This window comes from Heliobacterium mobile (assembly GCF_009720735.1).
In the GTDB taxonomy this organism is placed as follows: domain Bacteria; phylum Bacillota; class Desulfitobacteriia; order Heliobacteriales; family Heliobacteriaceae; genus Heliobacterium; species Heliobacterium mobile.
Window position 1 is genome coordinate 74,819 of the sequence record NZ_WNKU01000013.1, and the last position, 16,402, is coordinate 91,220.

The following is a 16,402-nucleotide window of genomic DNA, read 5'->3' on the forward strand; positions in this document are numbered from 1 at the left end:
CAATTATCGAAAGTAGTTCACCTTGCGTTGATATTCGGCGGTATTTTCTACATACCAATCCCATGTTTGTTTTAAACCATCAAGCAATGACGTGGTCGGGTTATACCCTATGGTCTCTCTCGCCAGGGTGATGTCCATCACTCGCTTGGAAAAGCCCACCGGTTTGTTGGTGTCAAAGGCATAATTGAAGTCTAAAAAGGTACGCAACGTCTCGATGACTTGCCGGATCGTGTATTCCTGACCGCTTCCCAGGTTCACATACCCCGATGGCGTCCCATGATAGAGCGCCAGTATTGTCCCTTCCGCCACATCCCGGCTGTAGGCAAAGTCTCTGACAGCGCTACCGTCTCCCCAGATGAGCAGCGGGTCCTCCTTGTGATAGATCCGGTGCAGCAGAGAGGGGATGACCATGGCGTTGGCCGGATCAAAATTATCCCCAGGACCGTATACGTTGCAAGGTCGGACGACGGCGAAATGATCGAGTCCGTATTGGATCTTATAGGCCTGGATCTGCAGCTCGGCCATGCGTTTTGCCCAACCAGGGAACATATCCATCGGGGGACCCGAACAGGAATCGGTTTCGACAAAGCGTTCACCCTGCTCATAGGCGCCGATAGAACTCGTATACACGAGTTTTTGGACCTTATTTAACCGGCTCGCCTCCAGCAGGTTTGTGTTCATCATCAGCAAAGGCACGAAAAAGCTGGCTGGTTTTGACTTCGTTACCTCAATGGAGCCTTTGATACCAGCGATATGAAAGACGAAATCCATATCGCTGGTAATTTCCTTGCAGAAGGAAAAATCGGCCAAATCGCCGTAGATATGTTTCGCTTGATCATTCACCGCGATCTTATCCAGTGAGGCAATAGTGACATAAGCGCCGGCTTCACATAAGATATCCACCACTTGCCGGCCAATGAGGCCGGTTCCGCCGGTGACTAACACGTTTTTTCCTGAAAAACTGCGAAGGACTTCTTCGCTGATCATACGTTATCCCCCTATCCGATTGGCCGCCAGACGATTAAAGAACCCTCATGATACTGATTGCTGAAATGGATTCTCCGAGTCTCACAGATCTCAATGACGCCTTGAGACTCTAACTCGCGAAGTCTCGTCAGGTAATTATTTAAATACCCGCGCTTTTGATGGTATTTGATCGCAAGCCAGTCCAGCAGATGCTCGGGATCATATAATTCTATTATCGGCTCCACATTCACACAAATTGAGGGCTTCTTGCGGATAAAGAAGTCCAGTATCTTTTCAAAAGAATCGCCCAACTGTTCGAGCGAACCGATCGTCAAAAAGGCGCTCTGTTTGTCAACCTCCACCTCGAAGTCGGGCGAAAACATATTAAACAGCTTCCCTGCAATACGATCGCCATACATAGGGGAGATGGCGTCCAAAATCTCGATCGAGGACTTGGCCCAGTCGAAACCGGTGAGGCGGGCTTGCGGATACATGTCGGCGAGGGTCGCCAGGTTATGGCCCGGACCAAAACCGAATTCATAGATGGAAGATGCGTTGTGAAAATATGTTTTAAACAGCCAGGTTTTGAATAAGTTGAAATAATTGAGCTCGTAGTTTTCGCTTTTCGGTCGAATATAATTTTGCTTGAGACGTTTAATGGGGTGTTTGTTGATGTACTTCGGCGTCAGATCGCGGATATCTCCTGATCGTAAAAACACATCCAGATTTTCTCTCCAACCCTTCTCCCACTGGATTTGACGCTCCTGTCCGGATACGGAGAAGGGCTTTCCTTCCAGCTCTTTCAGGACGCTGACAATGATCTGATCTCGCTCTTTCCCTTCCACTGTGTCGTATTGGAAATTATCCCGTTGGAGCATCTCGCCGCATTTCGCATTGATATCCTCCTCCGTCGTCCCAAAGATATCTGCAAAATCTTTCGCCGTTACCGACCGTTCATAGGTATAATCCTCGCGCAACAACATTCTCCCCTTACATCTCGGTTATTCAACGATGTAATACGACGTTCTCGACGTGTAGCGGTACCGTTTGAGACGAATATTGTTCAGGCCCATGACCTCCATGAGCGCCAGTGTTTCGCCGGGCGAGTCCGGATCATTCAACTCATCAAAACCTAAGATACTGCCTTTCACTAAACGATCCTTGATCGCAGTGAGGCATTTTTTCGTCGGCTCATACAGATCAAAGTCAAAGTAGGCCAGCGCGATGATCGTCTCCGGGCAATCCTTGAGATACTTTTCGATCTCCTCAGTCGCATCGCCCGTTCGCAGATCATGCTTTTTGATGTGTGCCAGGGGATTGTCCTTTTCCTGCAAGGTAATGATATTTTCCAGATAATCCACGTAGTTGTCAGGCAAGGCCAGTCCGCCGACGACCATCATGTCGGAGACGCCGTCTTTATCGGAGATACTGGGGAAGCCTTCAAAGGTATCAAAGCCGATGATCTTGCGATGGCGATTGAAGGGTTCGTAAATGCCCCGCAACGCTGAGAATAAGGCGAGGTTCTGTCCCCAGCGGGTTCCAAACTCGATGATGACACCCTGTACATCGACGATCTGCTTGTAAATATGATCCATAAACAGGATTCTGGAAAGCGATTTTGAGTTTAAAAAGAGACCCAAATTGGAAAGCAATTGATCGTCCGGTATGGGGCAGTTTTTCAACATCTGCACCATTTGACCTCTCGCTTCCGCCTCTTCCGTGTTTGTGTATGTCTTTATCCCGTAATCCTTCATAAAAATATCACCTGTTCTTACATATTATTCTCGAATCAAAACAGGAATCGCCGATGTCTCTCCATTTGCAATCACCCAGGCCCAGTATCGAATCCGCCCTTCCAGCAAATCGTAGGCATATCCACCCTCTGTCGAGGTGGTCTTGCGGACACGCACTGGTTTAATTGGCTCCCCTGAAGCGATATCCTCGGCCAAGTCAGCGGGACTCGGAACAAAGCCCAATTTATTTTCGATCGCCTCAGACAAGGTGCAATAGGCCTTTCGATTTCCCTGTCCATCTTGCACGACACGAATCTCTTTTACCGGAATTCGCTTTTGATTACCCGAAAAAGCATCATCGATCAAACGGATTTCCGCATCGGAAAGGCGAAAGGCCAACGCCTTGGCGTTTTCTTCGACATGATGGATATTGGAAGATTTCGGAATCGCAACGACATTTCTCTTAGCGACCAACCAGTTGAGAACGACCTGGGCAACCGTTCCGTCGTGATGTTGGGCAATCTCTTCAAGGCACGCTTTCTTTGAAGGAGATGAGAGATTGCCTTGATCCAAGGGGCTATAGGCGATCATGGTCATGTCGTTTTCAACGCAAAAGGGAAGTACAGTGCTCTCGATCGATCGATCAAACAGGTTGTATTCATTTTGAATGGATACGAGTTTATCCCCCAACAGCGCGTGGGCCTCTTTTAACTCTTTTAACGAAAAATTGGATACGCCGATGAAGCGGACCTTTCCCTCTTGGACTAGTTTCACCATGGCCCCCAGTGTTTCTTCGAGCGGGATCAACGGGTTCGGCCAGTGGATCTGGTATAGATCGATGTAGTCGGTCCTCAGACGCTGCAAGCTTCTCTCGGCGGCATCGATGACGCCACGGGAAGAACTATTCTCCGGTGAGAACTTGGAAGCGATGAAGATCGAGTCCCGGATGCCTTTCACCGATTTTCCGATGACCTCTTCCGAATGCCCGTCGCCGTAGACCTCAGCCGTATCGACAAAGGTCATTCCCAAGGCATATCCGCGCTGAAGCGCGCCGATATAACGGTCATCATCGGATATGTCTTGGGAGAAAAATCCCCCGATCCCCATGCATCCCTGCCCCAACGCCGGCACAAGACAGCCGCTCTTTCCCAGTGGTTTATAGATCATCCCTAGCGCCACTCCCATTATTTGTCTTCGGTCCTAATTTAGTCCACTTCCTGGATGTATGCGGGGATGGGAATCTCCCATCCAAAAGCGATGACCCAAGCCCAATATCGAATATGTTCGCCCACGAGGATGTATCGGAACGGACCGGCATGGTCAGGGTTTCGGATCAGTCGAATCGGCTTTTGAATCTTCCACTTCGCGATATTTTCGGCCAATATCTCCGGGCTTGGGAACAAGTCGAACCGATTTTTCATCGCTTCTTCCACCGTCCCATAGACCGGTTTGCCTTCAGCCTTCACCTGAACCTCTGCCGGCAACACCCAATCCGTTTTTCGCTGAAAAGCCTTCGCGATGGACTCCATATCGTCGGTCGATAAGTCAAACTGGGCAGCTTCCGCGTTCTGAGAGGTATGATGCATGCTCGCAGACTTGGCGATAGCGATCACCGAACCGTGGTCGACAATCCAGCGCAGGATCACCTGAAACACCGTTTTATCATAGCCTTCCGCGATCTCCTGCAACAGTTGTTGTTGGGTCCTGGTAAAGCCGCTCCTTCCTTGATCCAGCGGACTATAGGCGAGCGTGGCGATCTGATTTGCTTGGCTGTAGGGCAGCCAGGCTTCCTCAATGGATCGCTCCACAAGATTATACTCCACTTGGTTCGAGACGATTTTTCCGCTGCCAAAAACACGTTGCGCTTCCACATACTCTTGCAACGTGAAATTGCTCACGCCGATATACCGTATCTTGCCTTGAGCAACCAGTACGCGCAAGGCTTCCATCGTCTCTTGAATCGGCACGCGCGGGTTAGGCCAGTGAATCTGATACAGATCAATAAAATCCGTGCCCAGTCTTTTCAGGCTTCCATCCAGCGCATTGATGACATCCGAAAACCGATGGTGATCCGGGTTGAACTTCGAGGCGATGAACACGCGATCGCGTACGCCTCTGATCGCCTTGCCCACAACGATTTCGGCGTGTCCGCCGCCGTATAACTCAGCCGTGTCAATGTAGTTCATTCCCAGATCGACGCCATGCCTGAGCACGGCTGCCCGTTCCCGGTCCCCTTCATCGCTGGCGTTGGCCAGGGGTCCCGTCCCCGTTGTCCCTTGGCCGATCGGAAATACGCAGTCGTTCCCGATGCATCTGAACACAGTGAAACCTCATTTCAAACAGGTCTAGGATGAATCTCATCTAAACGACAGATCCTCTCCGGCTCGACGCCCAATGAAACTAGATGCGCAAACACCCGGTCGGCGAATCGCGTCAGCGGAATTAAAAAGTAGTTATCCTGCAACCGGTTGATGGTTTCAGCGTCGCGCTTTTCGATCTTTTTGCCCATATAGGCCATGCCCACCTTGCTCTCACTGATATCCAGGTAATGGGCAACCTCAATTCCTTCTAACAACAGCTCGGCTTGGGCCGCAAACTCCCCTTCATCCATACACGGGGTGACCGTAACAGGAACGCCCGTCGCAAGCTTGTTAAAGACCTGCTTGTTTCTCCGATAATCTTCTTGCACATGGGTAAACGCCAGGGGCTTGATGTTCATGGCCTGGTTGCAATGACGACAGTTCAACTTAAATACGCCCAAGATTCTTTGATGAAAATTTCCGTATGTCACTTCTTGATTGCAATGAGGGCATTGAATGCGAATCCGGTATCCCCTTTCTCCAATGCGTTCTGACGATAACACCGTGCCAAAATGTTCGTTCGATAGGAGCGCCTTATAGACCTCTTTGCGAAGCTCTTGCCACTGATAAGTGTCCATTTTCGACATGTTGGGCGGATTTTCAATACATTGATTTAGAAAGTGCAACTGTTCTTCCAGTGACTTATTCTCGACTTGTTTTTTCCAAAGAACGGAGCCGGGAAAGGGACGTATATACCCAAGCGTGAGATGATAATCATGATGCTTTTTCCAGAATTCCAATGTCTTGCGCGCCGATTCCATCGTCTCGGCAGGATCGCCGAAAATAAAATACCCTTGAATGCCGATCCCGGCCTGGCGAGTCATCTCCATCGCTGATTCGATCTGTTCGACCGTGATATGCTTCCTCATGCTCTTCAACACTTCGTTGCAGGCGCTTTCGAAACCATAACTGATTAAAAAACATCCGGCGTCTTTTAGCATGAAGAGCAACTCTTGATCGACTTCGTCGACTCGCAACTGGCAGATCCAATGGACTTGCTTCGGCAGCTCTTTCAATCGTCTGCAGATTTCAACGAGCCGTTCACGGTCGGCCGAAATCAACTCGTCGAATATGGCTAGGTTATTCACGCCGTATCGTTCCGTGACAAACTTTACTTCAGCCATAAAGTTGTCGATCGAGCGGCTGCGATACTTGCTTCCAGAGGGATGGTAGCAAAAGGTGCAGTTATAGGGGCATCCCCGACTTGAAATAATCGGATAGAACCTGGGTTTATCATCAATATACAGATATAGACTGTCATTGGGACGTTGCATATCCAGATACCGTTCGAACTCAAAGCCCTCCAGATCGGGAAAAGGGATGCTGTCCAAGTCCATGATGGGTTCCCGGGCTGGGGTGATTATCAATCGGCCCGCAGAATCGGAATAACCGATGCCCTTAACCCGGTGGATGTCGTCTGCCCCGCCTGTGAGCGCATCGAGCAATTCGACGACGGTGATTTCGCCCTCACCGATCACCATATAGTCCGGTCGAAGCGTGTGGAACATCAATTCCGGACTTGCCGAGATGACGCCGCCGCCGATGATCACCCTTACGCCTTCATCAATCGCACGCACATCATCGATAATGCGTTGAATCGCCCGGTAGTGGGCCGACAACCCCCCAGTCATGACATAGCCGATATCTCCATTCGCCAGGCGCTCTTTTAGCAAATCCGATTGGGTTCCATCATGGTGGTTTAGGTTCAGCACTTCGACAGCATATCCGGCTTGCTTTAATGACGCGGAGATGTACGCCAAGCCAAGGGGAAACTCGTAATAGGATTTTTCCTTAAAAGGGATATACCGAATAACGATGATCAGGATTTTATTTCTCCTGTTGCCCATCCCGTTCATTTTAAATAATCCTCCGTTTAAAAGTTGCGTGAATTCAGCGTCAATTGCTCCCCCCTATATACTGATCAACCATCCTTCGAGATCGTCAGTGTTGTCGTTTGTTTTTTTCGAGGCCTTATTTGCTTCGCCAAACTCATCCAATAGCATATTTTTGATTTGATTTCTGATCCCGTTCAGTTGATGGGCTAGCGTGAGGTATTCCGCATACCGTTCCGACTCTTCCTGCATCTTGTCTTTGCATTTCCAAATATGTAGATTCATTTGAGCCAGGACGATGATCATCCTGATTTTTCTCGCAGATAGTTGCACCTTGTTTTCTTCGATAATCAGATCGATGTCATGCTCCAACTTTTTCATTTCTTCCGCATAAATCGATTTTTTGTCCGTCAACAGCACCTCTTTGATCTGATCAATAGTCAAGATATCAATGAGGTCTGCGATAGATGGGAGAAAAGCCCTCTCCGCTGACTTTTTCCATTCGCCGCCATTCTTCTCCACAGAGAACACCTCTCATCATTTGATCAATGACTGATTTGCCTGATACCAGTCGATGGTCCGCCCGATGCCTTCTTCGAGTGAGACCATCGGTTCAAAACCTAACAATTGCTTCGCCCGTTCCACCGACAATAGCCGGACGGGATCGCCGACGGGTTTGCTCAGGTCCCACTCGATCTGCGGCGGAGCAGGCAGACTGGCGGCGATCGTCTCCGCCACCTGGCGGATGGTCGTCCCTTTTCCGCTGCCAAGGTTAATCGGAACGCAGGGCGGCGCTTTTTCCAAGGCCACCAGCAGCCAGTGGGCGACCTCTTCCGAGAAGATAAAATCCCGTACAGCCGATCCGTCTCCCCACACCCGCACCGGATTTTCTCCATCGATCATCCGTCGAATCAAAGCCGGAATCACTTGCGCTGTAGCGGGATTAAAGTCATCAAAGGGTCCGTATACATTGCCCGGACGGACGATCCGAACAGCATCCCAGCCGTATTGATGCAGATACGTTTCACCCTGGACTTCGCCCACCCTTTTGGCGATGCCGGGGAACCGGTCATTTTGCTTGGGTAGGCCATTCCACATATTGCCCTCTTCGTGAAAATCGGACTGCGGGTATCCACAGATGCTGCTCACGAAGAGAAACCGTTGCACGCCCGACCGGAAGGCCGCTTCCATCAGATTCGTCTGAAACCACAGCATGTTGACAAAGTAAGAGGCGACCTTGGTTTCGCCGATTCCCACTGAGCCTTTGATTCCCACCAGGTTAAAGACATACTCCTGCCGGTCGTTGACGCGTAGACACTCATTGAAGTCGGTCAAATCGGCCCGGATGAATTGAACATCCCGCCCCAAGACCGTCCTCGCATACTCCGGGCTATCCAAAGAGGCGACAGAAACATCTGCGCCAAGTTCAAGCAGTTTCTTGACGAGGGGAATGCCAATGGTTCCGGTTCCGCCTGCGACGAGCACTTTTTTACCTCTGTACACCCACTGTCACCCCATTACTTAACATTGAGAAACTCCATAATCTTTCGGGTGAGCGACGCTGTATCCAACCCGAGCATTTGATGTAGCCATGGACGATCGCCATATCCCTGTGGCTGGGCATCGATGGCCACTCGTTTCAACGGCGTCATGCGCCTTTGATCGACGAGCCACTCACTGACCATCGTCCCTAAGCCCCCGGCTCGTTCATGTTCTTCGATGGTGACCAGTTTTTTGCTGTTTCCGATCGCACTGTTCAATTCTTCGGCACAAAGGGGATTCAACTGAAACACATCGATCAGCCCGGCTTGAATCGACTGGGCGGCCAATGCTTCTGTGATCGCCAGAGCCTGCTGGACCATAAAACCTGTCGACAGCAGGGTAACATCGGTTCCCTCATTAATAGAAACAACACCCTTTTGGATTAAGCGCTCCCAAACGGCGCTGCCGTGGATCAAAGGAAACCTGCCTTTATCGATGCGCGTATAAGAGGGGCCATGTCCATAATAGGCGGCGTAGGCGGCAGCGGCTGAACTGACGCTGTCAGAGGGGTTGTAGATTCGCAATCCTCTCAGCAGGCGCATGATGCCGATATCCTGAACCGCGTGATGGGTGTATCCGTCACTCCCGTAGGACAATCCGGCGCCCGCCCCGATGATGTGGATATCCAGGTTCATCTCTGTCACAATTTTGATTTGCTCATAGCATCGCATTGTGACAAAAGGCGCAATCCCGTACACAAACACCTTTTTTCCCATCTTGGCTAAGCCGGCCGCGATATTGATGAGGTTCTGTTCCGCGATCCCCACATTCACGTACTGCTGAGGCAGTTCGCGTTTATACCTCTCCAGGCTGAAAGCGCTCATATCGGCAGTCAACAACATTACCCGAGCGTCTTTCTCGGCAATCCTGTGCAATTGATCGAAGAAGGCATCGCGAATATCTTCCGATATATGTACAGATTCAAAGTCAATCATTCTGTCCATGTCAGTTCCCTTCTCGCCCTCACCAATTTCTCACCGTTGGGGACGGAATGGTGCCATTCCAGGGCGCCTTCCATAAACGAAACGCCTTTGCCTTTGATCGTCTTCGCATTGATCAGAAGAGGCCGTTGGGTGGAACGATTGCGCCCGTGATCCAGGGCCTGCCCGATCTCGGCGAAGGAGTGTCCATCGATGGATAGAACCTCCCACCCGCAGGCTTCCCATTTGGCGGTAAAGGGTTCCAGGCGATTGCAGTCTTCCGTATAGTCAGTAACACATTGCCCGTTGCGATCGACAATGGCGATCAGGTTGTTCAATCCATGGTGGCCGGCGAACATGACCGCTTCCCAGATGGCACCTTCGTAACACTCTCCGTCGCCAAGGAGCACAACCGTTCTGACTGGTTTCTGATCCATCTTCGCCGCCAGCGCCATGCCGGCCCCCATGCCGAGACCGTTTCCCAACGAGCCGGAATCGACCTCAATGCCGGGGATCGCGTGATCAGGGTGCGCGCCCAAGAACGAACCGTTTTGCCCATACGTTTTGAATGCATCCCAACTCGTAAACCCTAAGTCGGCCAGAATCACATACAGCGCTAATGTGGAGTGCCCCTTGCTCAAGATGAATCTGTCACGGTCTTCCCATGCGGGCTCTGACGGATTGAACCGCAAAAAACCGCCGTAATACAATGCAACCAACACATCGATAGCAGAAAAGGCACCGCCGATATGTCCTTTTTTGGCGGAAGCGGTCATCTCCAGGACTTGATTCCTCACCCAGTTCGCTTTTTTCTCCAGGTGAATCATACTATTCCACCACCATATAGGTTTGGAAAGCGCCGCTGTAGGGACTTCTCAGCAGTCGGCAGCTGTTTAAACCGAAAAACTCTTGTATGGCGATGGTCTCCCCCGGGAAGTCATGCAGGTTCACATCGTCAAAGGCGAGGACACTGCCTTTGATCAGGTGTTTTTGAATCGCGCTGAGGCAATCTTTTGTGGGACGGTACAAATCCAAATCAAAGTAAGCCAAAGCGACGACAGTCTCCGGGTTGTCGTTCAGATATTTTTCTACGGTCTGTGAGCAGTCGCCTTTTACAAGTTCAAATTTCTTAATATGTGCTAAGGGCGCCTCTTTCTCGTGGTAATCCATCACTTCGTGCAGGTACTGTTCATACCCCTTCGGAACAGAATAAAAACCCTGCTGCGCTATTTCGGCGTTACCGTCTTTTTCATCAACGTGCGGAAATCCCTCAAAAGTGTCAAAACCGATGATCTTCCGGCTATGATTGAAGGGTTCATACATGCCTCGAAAATTGGAAAACAGCGCCAGGTTTTGTCCATAGCGACAGCCAAACTCCATGACCACCCCAGGAATGGGGACGATCATTTTATACAGATCATTCATCAGCATGATTCGCGCAAGCTTTTGTCGCGCAATAAAAAGTCCGAGATTGGACAGCACTTCATCTTCAGGAATCGGACAATCTTTATACAGTTCAAAGAATCTTCTTCTCAGCGCTCTATCATCTTTCGATGATTCATAGCCTTTTTTGATCATTGGAATGTCCTCCTTAAAAAGGGCCTCTGAATTTCTTCTCGTAACTATAGAAGTCTTCGCCCGTCAGGTCGATCGGCTCCAAGTCAAACTTATTCTCTATCTTCTTGATCAGCGATACGGCGTTGGGGTAGAAGAGATTCTCTAGCGGCCGCGCGCAGGGGCAGGGCGTCGCCGCATACCCCATCCGTTCCACCGGCGATTTCAGATTTCCGAAACACTGCTCCGATACCCTGGCGGCCACTTCGGCGCCAAAGCCACAGTGGATCCAGTCATCGTCGATGACGATGCAATGGCCTGTCTTTTTCACGGAATCGACGATCACTGTCTCGTCAAAGGGGGAGATTGAGCGCGCGTCGATCACCTCAGCACTGATGCCAGCTTTGCTCAGCACCTCAGCCGCCTTGACGGCCTCCACGTTCATCCATGAGGTGGCCACGATGGTGATGTCCTTGCCGCTGCGGAGCACCTTCGCCTGGGAAAGGGGCTCTGTGTAGGGTTCTTCCGGCACTTCTCCATAGGCGTCATAGAGCCAGCGGTGTTCGATAAAGATGACGGGGTTGTCATCACGGATGGCCGAAATCAGCATCCCCTTGGCATCATAGGGGGTAGCCGGCATGACGACCTTGATGCCTGGAATATGGGCGAAGGAGGCGTGCATCGTCTTGCTATGCTGATAGGACTGGCCCCAGCCTCTGCCGATGACCGCCCGGATCACGAGGGGAACGTTGACGAGACCGCCTGAGCCGTAGCGAAAACTGGAGATCATGTTGGCGATCTGGTTCATCCCTAAGAGCATAAAGTCGACGCGCATGTGGACGAGGATGGGCCGCAGACCGTTCACGGCGGCGCCCAGTGCCATGCCGGTCAAGGCGTCTTCTGACAATGGCGTGCTGAAGCAGCGTTCCGGACCGAATGTTTCGACAAGTCCCCGCGTGGAGCCGAAGATCCGTTTGTGATCGGCTACATCGATTCCATATACAAAAACGCGCTCATCGCGCTTCATTTCCTGAAGGATGGCTTCGTTGATGGCGTCACGGTAGGTGATCGATCTGCTCATGCATACACATCCTCATGCAATTGATTTGGTTCCGGGAAGGGCGCCGACTTTGCATAGGCAAGGCTGCTTTCGATCTGCCCATCGATCAACCGTTCCAGCTCGCGAATCTCCGACTCGCTGCAACCGAGGGATAGCAGTTTTTCACGCTGAATGATGACAGGATCTTGCTTCAACCACCGCTCATAATCGGCGCGGGAACGGTATCCGGCGTTAAAATCCTCATTGACGCCCACATGCTCCAGATAGCGGTAATACTTCAAATCGATCAGGCAGGGCATTTCGGTTTCGGCCATCTGATACAGCGCTTCTTGGGTCAGATGGTAGATCGCTTCCACGTCTGTCGTATCGTCAGAGAACACATGGCAACGGTATTGCCTAGCGATCGCCGTCAAAGAGCGATAGCCCTTGCGAACTTCATTGGGCGCATGGACGGCCAGTTCGTTGTCCTCGCAAACAAAAAGGATCGGCAGCTTCATCAGACAGGCGATGTTCAGGCTCTCCCAGAACACCCCTTCTTCCGTCGCGCCGTCACCGAAGAAAACGGCAACCACCTTGCCGTTTTTTTGCATCTTGTTGGCCAGGGCGGCGCCGACGGCGACGGGGATCCCGCTGGCCACGATCGCCGTCGCGCAGATCATGCCGTTGTCCATGGCTGATAGGTGCATGGAGCCGGACTTGCCTTTCGCCACCCCCGTCGACTTGCCGTAGAGTTCCGCGAAAAACCGATCCGTCTCTCCCGTTTTCGTCAAGTACACAGCATGGTTGCGAAAGGTCGCCAATGCCTGATCCTGCGGTTGCATCGCCTGGCATACCCCCACGGAGATAGCCTCGCTGCCGATGGACAGGTGCACAGGTGTCTTCATCTCATCTTCATGGTAGTGTTTGCGGATCGCTTCCTCGGCGTTTCTGACCAGGTAGAGGTGTTTGTATAGATGAAGATTGAGTTCTTTTCTGTCGATCTTACTCATCTCCTGTCCCCCTGTTTGCAAACATGATCTGTTCAACGAGATCGCAGATAATGTGGCCGGCTGTGATGTGGGCTTCCTGAATGCGTGGCGTCAGGCGGGACGGTATGGACAGGACGATGTCGGCATGTTTGCCCATCTCTCCGCCGCTTCCTGTCATGGCCGCCGTGGCGGCCCCTTTTCGCCTGGCTTCCGCCAGCGCCTGGATCACGTTTCTCGATTCACCGCTTGTGCTGATGCCGACGAGCATATCTCTCTCCGTCACCAGCGCCTGAACCTGGCGGACAAAGACATCTTCGAAGCTGAAGTCATTGGCGACGGCCGTGATGACGGATGTGTTCGTCGTCAATGCGATGGCAGGCAGGGGCACCCGATTCATTGAGAGCTTGCCGATAAGTTCCGCAGCGATATGCTGGGCGTCAGAAGCGCTGCCCCCGTTGCCGCAGAGGTAGACGACCCCTCCCCTTTGGAAGACGCGGACCATGGTTTGCGCGATTAACTGGATCTGATCGCGCTGCGACCGCAGGCTTTCCACGGCTTTCATGGTCTCATCAAGCTGCCCGTTGATGTGACGATCAACCCAATGCTCCCCGTTCACTCTCCATCACCCAATCTCTAAACTTGCTCAGATCCTCGGGAACGCCGATATCGAAGAAATTCTCGACGCCGTCGTAACCGAGGATCACCTTTTTGTCCTCCAACAGTTGGGGAAAGAGGTCTTTCTCTAACGAAAACACTTGATCCCTGGGGATATATTCAAAAATCTCCGGTTCCAGCAGGTACAGCCCCGCGTTGATGGGGCTTGCATCGCTGAGGGCGTCACCGAAATAGACGTCTTTAGACCCTGATTTCTCATTGAACTGAACGATTCGCCCCTCCCGATCCAGGGCTAAACGGCCATAACGCTGCGGATCGGGCATGTTGAACAGGGCGATTGAGGCTGTCGCTCCCTGTTGCCTGTGCCGTTGAATCATCTCCCGGACGTTCAACTCTAGGTATGTATCGGCATTGACGACGCAAAAGGTGTCTCTCAGCCTGTCCCGCAATAAACCAATGGCGCCGCCAGTACCGAGCGGACTCGCTTCCAGGCTGTAATCGATCTCCACATCGGCAACGCGCCCATCGGTATAATAGGACTGAATAGCATCCGCCATATAATGGAGACAGAAGGTATATGATTTGATCCCGTTCTTTTTCAGTTGACCTAGGATGTAGTCCAGAAAGGGCTTACTGTGGATGGGTGCCATCGGTTTGGGCACATCGTTAACCACCGACCGGAGCCGCGTTCCGAATCCCCCCGCCAAGACGACAGCGTGCATACTTCTCACTTCCCGCAATCAATCCGATTCGCGATCAGTCGGTAGGCCTCCAACAGATTTTCCACAACAGCGATATGGGGAGGCAGCTTGCGCTGCTCTTCGCTGCCATAACCTGTCCTCACCAAGATCGGGGTGACGCCTGCAGCGATTCCCGCCTCGATGTCGATCACCTTATCTCCGATCATGAATGAACGGGTCGGATCGATCCGCCATTCCTTCGCCGCTTGTAGCAAGAGACCTGGCTTCGGTTTGCGGCAGTCACAACATTTCTCATCATAGTCTGGATGATGGGGGCAGTAGTAAAAGCCGTCAATGGCAGCCCCCTGCATTGCGGCAAGATCGGCCACATACCGATGCAGCCGCAGGACATCAAGATCGGTATATAATTTCCGCGCGATGCCCGCCTGGTTGGTCACGACGATGACAGGCATCTGTAAGCGATTTAACCCCTTGATCGCCTCCACCGCCTGAGGCGTCCATTCCCAGTCCTCGGGACGGTAGAGGTAGTTTTTTTCCACATTCAGCGTCCCATCGCGGTCGATGAAAACGCCGGGGCGGAGAGGAGCCATACTTTATATCTCCTATTCGATACCCAACCCCAGTGCTTTGTAGCGGAACAGCTTTCGAACCTCTTCATCCGTAACGTTGCGCCAGGAATCGACGAGCAAAGCCTGCGGTTGAGCCGCCTGGGCAACCTTCACCCAGTCGATTTCGGCGTATTCGCTCCAGTTCGTCATCCATAGAACGGCGTCGGCGCCTGCCGCCGCCTGATAGGGGTCTGCGAAGAAACTCGCCTTCTCGCCTAAAGACTTTTTCGCTTCCCCGATGGCGACGGGATCGTGCAGCGAGACGTCATAACCAGCTTCTACCAGCTTTTCCGTTAGAGCTAGGGCGTCCGATTCCTCGACGATATGGGTTCCCGGCTTATAAGCCAGACCGAGCAGCGCGACACGTCCACCTGCCTTCACATGGCGCTGTACCTGCGCGAAGAGGCGATTAACCACGTCGTCATTGATGGCGACCACCTGCGCACCGATCCGCGCCTGAGCTCCGGCTTCCCGAGCAAAGGCTTGAAAGGCGATATTGTCACGAGGGAAACAGGGGCCACCGAAACCCAACCCTGCTTTTAGGTATTTCGAGCCGACCCGACTATCGGAACCGATCGCCGACGTAATGGCATCTACGTCCGCACCCGGGATTTGCTCACAAATCGACGCCAGTTCATTGGCAAAACTAATCTTCATCGTCACATAGCAATTGAGGCTAAGTTTTGTGATCTCCGCGTTTAGAAGCGACATGACGGCCACTTTCGGCTGGCTATTGACCATAGAGAGATACAGATCTTTGACCTTATTTCCCGCTAAGTCGTCAGAAGCACCGATCAACACCAGATCAGGGTGAAGAAAATCATGGATTACCGAACCCAAAGCAATGAATTCAGGATTGTAGACCAATCCGAAATCTTTGCCGCAGGTCCTCCCTGACAGGCGTTCCAACAGAACCTTGAATTGGTTTTCGGAAGAACCAGGCATAACGGTGGAAACCACATCAACCACGTGGTAGCTTTGTTTTTTGGCGAGAACCGGACCGATTGATTCAAGGACCCGGATTACGTAATCGTTCACAAATCTACCGCTAGGGTCACTCGGCGTCGGCACAATGATCAACGTAACATCGGAATTCATTATGGCTTCTTCTACATCAGTCGCAATATGCAGATTATCCCAACATTTATTAAGTAAATCCGAAAGGCCCGTTTCATTAATTGGACATTTTCGTTCTAACAAATATTCTCTGATAAATTGGTTCATATCATATCCATAAACCTGATGCCCTTTTGACGCAAAACAAGCAGCTGTGCACAGTCCCAGCTTCCCCAAGCCAATTACAGAAATTTCCAACAACATTCAGTCCTTTCACAAGAAATAAAAATTTACTTAATTAATTTTTATTGACTCAAGTTTCGCACACAGAAATAGGCAAGTAAACCTTGATATAGTTGGGTAAAGAGCCAATCCATTTCTGGAGTTGACTTTTAATCAAAGCGGCTAATTTCTTGTTGCAGTTTTTAACGACATCATCAATAATCGACCAAAGTTGTTGAAGAGCCACCGCCCATTCCAAATCATT

At 51.3% G+C, this 16,402-nt stretch carries 17 protein-coding genes; all 17 read right to left on the reverse strand.

Features of this window, described 5'->3' with window-relative positions; all coding sequences use genetic code 11:
- Positions 1–3: 3 nt before the first annotated feature.
- The 17 genes from GJ688_RS11895 to GJ688_RS11975 are packed head-to-tail and all read right to left on the reverse strand — an operon-like array spanning position 4 to position 16,179.
- Positions 4–987 carry an NAD-dependent epimerase/dehydratase family protein gene (locus tag GJ688_RS11895; protein WP_155476775.1) on the reverse strand — a complete coding sequence of 328 codons (984 nt, stop codon included), beginning with the start codon at positions 985–987 and terminating at the stop codon, positions 4–6.
- An 11-nt stretch (positions 988–998) separates the two neighbouring features.
- Positions 999–1,943: a class I SAM-dependent methyltransferase gene (locus GJ688_RS11900; protein ID WP_155476776.1), complete on the reverse strand. Its 945-nt coding sequence runs from the start codon at positions 1,941–1,943 to the stop codon at positions 999–1,001.
- A gap of 24 nt (positions 1,944–1,967) precedes the next feature.
- Positions 1,968–2,720, reverse strand: a complete 753-nt coding sequence (locus GJ688_RS11905; protein WP_155476777.1) for a crotonobetainyl-CoA--carnitine CoA-transferase — start codon at positions 2,718–2,720, stop codon at positions 1,968–1,970.
- Between the two features lie 24 nt (positions 2,721–2,744).
- Positions 2,745–3,866: an aldo/keto reductase gene (locus GJ688_RS11910; RefSeq protein ID WP_170291921.1), complete on the reverse strand. Its 1,122-nt coding sequence runs from the start codon at positions 3,864–3,866 to the stop codon at positions 2,745–2,747.
- 38 nt (positions 3,867–3,904) lie between these two features.
- Entirely contained in the window at positions 3,905–5,020 is a 1,116-nt protein-coding gene (locus GJ688_RS11915) for an aldo/keto reductase (protein ID WP_155476779.1), read from the reverse strand.
- 14 nt (positions 5,021–5,034) lie between these two features.
- Positions 5,035–6,915, reverse strand: coding sequence for a B12-binding domain-containing radical SAM protein (locus GJ688_RS11920; RefSeq protein WP_155476780.1), 1,881 nt, complete (start codon positions 6,913–6,915; stop codon positions 5,035–5,037).
- A 54-nt stretch (positions 6,916–6,969) separates the two neighbouring features.
- A complete protein-coding gene (locus tag GJ688_RS11925) occupies positions 6,970–7,413 on the reverse strand; it encodes a hypothetical protein (protein ID WP_155476781.1) in 444 nt (147 codons plus the stop codon).
- A 15-nt stretch (positions 7,414–7,428) separates the two neighbouring features.
- Positions 7,429–8,394: an NAD-dependent epimerase/dehydratase family protein gene (locus GJ688_RS11930; RefSeq protein ID WP_155476782.1), complete on the reverse strand. Its 966-nt coding sequence runs from the start codon at positions 8,392–8,394 to the stop codon at positions 7,429–7,431.
- 14 nt (positions 8,395–8,408) lie between these two features.
- On the reverse strand, positions 8,409–9,377 hold the full coding sequence (locus GJ688_RS11935; RefSeq protein ID WP_155476783.1) for a transketolase family protein: 969 nt from the start codon (positions 9,375–9,377) through the stop codon (positions 8,409–8,411).
- On the reverse strand, positions 9,365–10,180 hold the full coding sequence (locus tag GJ688_RS11940) for a transketolase (RefSeq protein ID WP_155476784.1): 816 nt from the start codon (positions 10,178–10,180) through the stop codon (positions 9,365–9,367). The genes GJ688_RS11935 and GJ688_RS11940 overlap by 13 nt, the downstream gene beginning before the upstream one ends.
- 1 nt (position 10,181) lies before the next feature.
- Positions 10,182–10,931 carry a class I SAM-dependent methyltransferase gene (locus GJ688_RS11945; RefSeq protein ID WP_155476785.1) on the reverse strand — a complete coding sequence of 250 codons (750 nt, stop codon included), beginning with the start codon at positions 10,929–10,931 and terminating at the stop codon, positions 10,182–10,184.
- A 13-nt stretch (positions 10,932–10,944) separates the two neighbouring features.
- On the reverse strand, positions 10,945–11,988 hold the full coding sequence (locus tag GJ688_RS11950) for an alpha-ketoacid dehydrogenase subunit beta (RefSeq protein WP_155476786.1): 1,044 nt from the start codon (positions 11,986–11,988) through the stop codon (positions 10,945–10,947).
- Entirely contained in the window at positions 11,985–12,956 is a 972-nt protein-coding gene (locus GJ688_RS11955) for a thiamine pyrophosphate-dependent dehydrogenase E1 component subunit alpha (protein WP_155476787.1), read from the reverse strand. The genes GJ688_RS11950 and GJ688_RS11955 overlap by 4 nt, the downstream gene beginning before the upstream one ends.
- Positions 12,949–13,551, reverse strand: coding sequence for a D-sedoheptulose-7-phosphate isomerase (locus GJ688_RS11960; protein ID WP_207708806.1), 603 nt, complete (start codon positions 13,549–13,551; stop codon positions 12,949–12,951). The genes GJ688_RS11955 and GJ688_RS11960 overlap by 8 nt, the downstream gene beginning before the upstream one ends.
- A complete protein-coding gene (locus tag GJ688_RS11965; protein WP_155476788.1) occupies positions 13,529–14,272 on the reverse strand; it encodes a nucleotidyltransferase family protein in 744 nt (247 codons plus the stop codon). Before GJ688_RS11965 ends, GJ688_RS11960 begins: the two co-directional genes overlap by 23 nt.
- A gap of 5 nt (positions 14,273–14,277) precedes the next feature.
- Complete coding sequence (locus GJ688_RS11970) at positions 14,278–14,841, reverse strand: D-glycero-alpha-D-manno-heptose-1,7-bisphosphate 7-phosphatase (protein ID WP_155476789.1); 564 nt, start codon at positions 14,839–14,841, stop codon at positions 14,278–14,280.
- Between the two features lie 12 nt (positions 14,842–14,853).
- On the reverse strand, positions 14,854–16,179 hold the full coding sequence (locus GJ688_RS11975; protein ID WP_155476790.1) for a UDP-glucose dehydrogenase family protein: 1,326 nt from the start codon (positions 16,177–16,179) through the stop codon (positions 14,854–14,856).
- Positions 16,180–16,402 lie beyond the last annotated feature (223 nt).

Coding starts and splice junctions, on each gene's coding strand:
- GJ688_RS11895 (WP_155476775.1), bottom strand. CDS start 987: ATGATCAGCGAAGAAGTCCTTCGCAGTTTTTCAGGAAAAAACGTGTTA.
- GJ688_RS11905 (WP_155476777.1), bottom strand. CDS start 2,720: ATGAAGGATTACGGGATAAAGACATACACAAACACGGAAGAGGCGGAA.
- GJ688_RS11910 (WP_170291921.1), bottom strand. CDS start 3,866: ATGATCTATAAACCACTGGGAAAGAGCGGCTGTCTTGTGCCGGCGTTG.
- GJ688_RS11920 (WP_155476780.1), bottom strand. CDS start 6,915: ATGAACGGGATGGGCAACAGGAGAAATAAAATCCTGATCATCGTTATT.
- GJ688_RS11935 (WP_155476783.1), bottom strand. CDS start 9,377: ATGGACAGAATGATTGACTTTGAATCTGTACATATATCGGAAGATATT.
- GJ688_RS11940 (WP_155476784.1), bottom strand. CDS start 10,180: ATGATTCACCTGGAGAAAAAAGCGAACTGGGTGAGGAATCAAGTCCTG.
- GJ688_RS11945 (WP_155476785.1), bottom strand. CDS start 10,931: ATGATCAAAAAAGGCTATGAATCATCGAAAGATGATAGAGCGCTGAGA.
- GJ688_RS11950 (WP_155476786.1), bottom strand. CDS start 11,988: ATGAGCAGATCGATCACCTACCGTGACGCCATCAACGAAGCCATCCTT.
- GJ688_RS11955 (WP_155476787.1), bottom strand. CDS start 12,956: ATGAGTAAGATCGACAGAAAAGAACTCAATCTTCATCTATACAAACAC.
- GJ688_RS11965 (WP_155476788.1), bottom strand. CDS start 14,272: ATGCACGCTGTCGTCTTGGCGGGGGGATTCGGAACGCGGCTCCGGTCG.
- GJ688_RS11970 (WP_155476789.1), bottom strand. CDS start 14,841: ATGGCTCCTCTCCGCCCCGGCGTTTTCATCGACCGCGATGGGACGCTG.
- GJ688_RS11975 (WP_155476790.1), bottom strand. CDS start 16,179: ATGTTGTTGGAAATTTCTGTAATTGGCTTGGGGAAGCTGGGACTGTGC.